Raw genomic sequence first — 4012 nt, 5'->3', positions numbered from 1 at the left:
CAACCTGGGCACGGGACTTGACCGGCAGGTCCTTGGCGGGCAGGACCACCTGTCCCTCGCCGCTGGGCTCGGGGACCGGCCCGGGGGTGTTGACCGGGGCCTCGGAGTGTCCATCCCCGCAGGCGCTCAGCGTGGCGGTGGCTCCGAACAGGGCGGTGGCGCACATGATGGTGCGGCGATCTGGGCGAACGGCGTCAGTCATGCCTCCATTCTTCCAGAGAAAACCCCGCCCGGGAAAAGCGCCGGGCGCCCAACGCGCACAGCCCCGGCACCCCCGCGCTGCGGGTGTACCGGGGCTGTGCGCCTGCTGGCGCAGGGACGGGTTAGGCGTGGAACTTCTTGCCGTTCACCCGCTGCGAGGCGCCGATCTGGTCCAGGTACGGGGTGATCCCGCCCAGGTGCATCGGCCAGCCGGCGCCGGTGATCATGCACAGGTCCACGTCCTGCGGCGCGGCGACGACCCCTTCCTCCAGCAGCAGGCCGATCTCCTCGGCCAGGGCGTCCTGAACCCGGGTGAGCAGCTGCTCGGCGGTGGAGGGCTGGTCACCGAAGCCCATGACCTGCAGCGCCTTCGGGTCGATGACCTGGTTGCCCTGCTCGTCCTTCACCCACAGCGCGGTGATCTTCGCGTCGATCAGCGCCTGCAGGTTGGCCGAGACCTTGAAACGCTCACCGAACGCCGCATGCAGCGATTCGTTCACATGCTGCGCCACCGGCAGCCCGACCATCGCCAGCAGCGTGAACGGGCTCATCGGCAGGCCCATCGGCTGCAGCGCGCTGTCCGCGGTCTGCGCGTCGGTGCCCTCGTCGTACGCGGCCTGCACCTCGCTCATCAGCCGCAGCAGCACCCGGTTGACCACGAACGCGGCCGAGTCGGTGGTGCGCACGCAGGTCTTGCGCAGCGACTTGCCCAGCACGAACGCGGTGGACAAGGTGGCCTCGTCGGTCCACTCGGTGGCCGCGATCTCCAGCAGCGGCATGACGGCCACGGGATTGAAGAAGTGGAACCCGACCAGGCGTTCGGGGTGCTTCAGGTCCCGGCCCATCTCGGTGACCGAGAGCGAGGAGGTGTTGGTGGCCAGGATGCACTCGGGGGAGACCACGGCCTCCACCTCGGCGAACACCTGCTTCTTCACGCTCAGCTCCTCGAACACCGCCTCGATGACGAAGTCGGCGTCGGCGAACGCGTCCTTGGTCACCGAGCCGGAGACCAGGGCCTTGGCGCGGTTGACCGCGTCGGCGCTCATCCGGCCCTTGGCGCCCAGCTTGTCGATCTCCCCGTGGATGTAGCCAAGGCCCTTGTCGATGCGGGACTGGTCCAGGTCGGTGAGCACCACCGGCACGTTCAGCCGGCGCACGAACAGCAGCGCCAGCTGGCTGGCCATCAGCCCGGCCCCGACCACGCCGACCTTGGTCACCGGCTTGGCCAGCTTCCTGTCCGGCGCCCCGGCCGGACGCTTGGAGCGGCGCTGGACCAGGTCCAGGAACGCGTAGATGGTGTTGTGGAACTGGTGGGTGGCCATCAGTTCGGTCAGTGCCTCGATTTCCAGCTGCGCGGAGTGCTTCTGGCTCTTCCCGATCCCGGCGCGGAAGACCTCCAGCGCCTTGTACGGGGCCGGGGCGGCACCGTGGACCTTGGCGTCGACGAACTTTTCGGCCTCATCGGCGGCGGCGTGGAAGCGGGCGGCGACCTGCGGGTTCGCATCATCCACCGCATTCGGGCGTTGCACGGTGCGCTGGCCGGTGAGCACCTCATCGGCGAAGCCCAGGGACTGCTCCAGGAAGTCGGCCGGCTCGTACAGCGCATCGGCGGCGCCCAGCTTGTAGGCCTGTGGGCCGGAGAGGGTGCGGTTGTTGTTCCAGGGGTTCTGGATGATCACCTTCAGGCCCTCCTCGGGCCCGATCAGCCGCGGCAGGCGGTAGATGCCGGCCCAGCCCGGGATCAGGCCCAGGAAGGACTCGGGCAGCCCCAGCGCCCCGGCCGTGGTGGACACGGTGCGGTAGGTGCAGGCCAGCGCGATCTCCATGCCGCCGCCGAGCGCCAGGCCGTTGATGAAGCAGAAGGTCGGCACCCCCAGATCGGCCAGCAGGTCGTAGGTGGCGTGGCCCAGGCTCGCCATCGCCCGGGCGTCCTCGGCGCGCTGCAGCTCGGTGACCGAGGACAGATCCGCGCCGGCGATCAGGAAGTACGGCTTGCCGGTCACGGCCACCGCATCGATCTGCCCCTCGGCGGCGCGCTGCTTCAGCTCGGTGAGCAGTGCGCGCAGCTCCAGCAGCGAATTCGGGCCCAGGGTGGTGGGGCGCTTGTGGTCCAGCCCGTTGTCCAGGGTGATCAGCACCAGCTTCTTGCCGCTGGGCAGGGTCAGCTCCTGGCTGAGCGGATGGGTGACGATCTCGTCCTTCTTCAGTTCGGCGACGGCCGAAAAGTCCTGCGTATCCTGTGTCATGCTCTTCTCCTAAGCCTTGGTCCCGAAGTCCTGGTGGTGCGGGTTCTCCCAGATCACCGTGCCGCCCATGCCCAGGCCGATGCACATGGTGGTGATGCCGTAGCGTACCGAGGGGTCCTCCTGGAACTGGCGGGCCAACTGCGTCATCAGCCGCACCCCGGAGGAGGCCAGCGGGTGGCCCACCGCGATCGCCCCGCCGTAGCGGTTGACCCGCTCATCGTCCTGGTCGATGCCGTAGTAGTCCAGGAAGGAGAGCACCTGCACGGCGAAGGCCTCGTTGATTTCAAACAGGCCAATGTCCTCGATGCCCAGCCCCGCCTTGGCCAGCGCCTTTTCGGTGGCCGGCACCGGGCCGTAGCCCATCACGTCCGGCTCCACCCCGGCGAAGGCGAAGGAGACCATGCGCATCTTGGGGGCCAGGCCCAGTTCGCGGGCGGCCGCGGCGCTGCTGAGCAGTGCGGCGGTGGCCCCGTCGTTCAGCCCGGCCGCGTTGCCGGCGGTGACCCTGCCGTGCGCGCGGAACGGGGTGCGCAGCTGTTGCAGGTCCTCGATCGTGGTGCCCGGCCGCGGCGGCTCATCGACGGTGTTCAGCTGCCAGCCTTCCCCGGGGCGGCGGGAGGCCACCGGCACCAGGTCCGGCTGGATCTGGCCGGACTCATAGGCGGCGGCCAGCTTGGACTGGCTGGCCACGGCGTAGCGGTCGGCGCGTTCCTTGGTGATGGCCGGGAAGCGGTCGTGCAGGTTCTCTGCGGTGTTGCCCATGTTCAGCGCCTGCGGGTCCACGATCTTCTCGGCCAGGAAGCGCGGGTTCGGGTCGGCCCCGGCTCCCATCGGGTGGTTGCCCATGTGTTCCACGCCGCCGGCGATCACCACGTCGTAGGCGCCGAAGGCGATGCCCCCGGCGGTGCTGGTCACCGCGGTCATCGCCCCGGCGCACATGCGGTCGATGGCGTAGCCGGGCACGGACTTGGGCAGTCCGGAGAGCAGTCCGACGGTGCGTCCGATCGTCAGGCCCTGGTCGCCGGTCTGGGTGGTGGCGGCCATGGCCACCTCGTCGACCTTCTCGGCCGGGACGTTGGGGTTGCGGCGCAGCAGTTCGCGCACCGTCTTCACGGCCAGGTCATCGGCGCGCATGCCATGGTAGATGCCCTTTTCGCCGGCTTTGCCGAAGGGTGTGCGCACTCCGTCGATGAAGACGACGTCGCGGTCGTCGAGGGCTGCGTGCACTGTCGGATCGTTAGCACTCACCGTGTGGCTCCTTGTTGTGGTCGGTCGAATCCGAGGTCTCGGAAGATCGGAGGGGTTCTGTGACCCACAACATATGTTACTTAGCGGTAACTTGAAGTGCAAGTGCGCTGCATCACGCGCCGCGCGCGCGAGGCAGCCGCCCCGGCGGGACGGATACAACTAACGGCCGCACCCCTTGCTCCCGGGGCGCCGGGAGCAAGGGGTGCGGCCGCATGGACCATCGGCGCCAAGACGCCGGCCCCGGGGCTACTTGGCCAGTGCGGTGGCCAGCGGTGCGCGCAGCAGTTCGCGTTGCCAGGGGCGCGCGCCAAGCTGCT

Annotated in this window: 3 protein-coding genes; all 3 read right to left on the bottom strand. The window is 69.2% G+C overall.

Going from position 1 to position 4012, the window contains the following annotated elements:
* Nucleotides 1-202: hypothetical protein (locus RCJ92_RS15210; protein ID WP_446755032.1), on the bottom strand; the 202-nt coding region annotated here is incomplete at its 3' end.
* Nucleotides 203-323: 121 nt separating this feature from the next.
* Nucleotides 324-2447, bottom strand: a complete 2124-nt coding sequence (locus RCJ92_RS15205; RefSeq protein ID WP_446755031.1) for a 3-hydroxyacyl-CoA dehydrogenase NAD-binding domain-containing protein — start codon at nt 2445-2447, stop codon at nt 324-326.
* 9 nt (nt 2448-2456) lie between these two features.
* Nucleotides 2457-3695: a thiolase family protein gene (locus RCJ92_RS15200; protein WP_446755030.1), complete on the bottom strand. Its 1239-nt coding sequence runs from the start codon at nt 3693-3695 to the stop codon at nt 2457-2459.
* Nucleotides 3696-4012: the final 317 nt, after the last annotated feature.

The sequence above is a fragment of the Glutamicibacter sp. BSL13 genome (assembly GCF_052928425.1).
This window is presented reverse-complemented; position numbering and strand designations above follow the sequence as displayed.